This is a genomic window from Dubosiella newyorkensis, from assembly GCF_001945605.1.
Taxonomy (GTDB): Bacteria; Bacillota_I; Bacilli_A; order Erysipelotrichales; family Erysipelotrichaceae; genus Dubosiella; species Dubosiella newyorkensis.
In genome coordinates, this window is sequence record NZ_MPKA01000121.1 from 1 (window position 1) to 651 (window position 651).

Annotated in this window: 1 pseudogene; it reads right to left on the reverse strand. The window is 43.3% G+C overall.

What is annotated here, in order from left to right:
- Positions 1 to 14: 14 nt before the first annotated feature.
- A pseudogene (locus tag BO225_RS11115) lies at positions 15 to 651 on the reverse strand (IS630 family transposase); the annotation flags it as partial.

Consider the following 651-nt stretch of genomic DNA (forward strand, 5'->3'; position numbering starts at 1 on the left):
TATATATATTGCCTTTAATAAGCCAAACAAAGTCGATCAATGACTTGGTACGGGCGCTGATTGACCCATTTTTCGAATTCTTTGACCCTCGCACTGATTTCCTGCTTTGTATGAATGAATACATTGTTGATCACAGAGTTCTTCAGCCATTTCCATAATCCTTCGATCATATTCAGGTTTGGTGAATAAGGGGGCAGAAACATCAGCTCTAATTGCCCTTCGTGCTCCTCTAGAAACGGCTTGAGCAGTTTGGCATGATGGATCCTGGCATTATCCAGCACCAGGATGATCTTTCCTGTCGGATACAATTCCAGGATCTGTTCCAGAAATTCAAGAAAGACCTGGGCATCATATTTCTGCCTTTCGATCAGATGGATCTCTCCTGTGACATAATCCAATGTGCCGATCAGCTTTGCCCCTTCGTGTTTTCCGTACGTCGGGATCAGCCGCTGATGTCCCACAAGAAACCAGTTTTTCATGATGGCTTGATAATCACGTATCATGGATTCGTCTTCGAACAGAACATGAAGATCATCCTCTTCGGTTAGTTTTTTTTTACATCCTGGAAGTTTTCCTTGAATTGTTCCTGTTTTTCAGGGTCTGCTTTTGCCAGTACATAAGATGGGCAGGTCCAGCTCAGATGATTGCGAT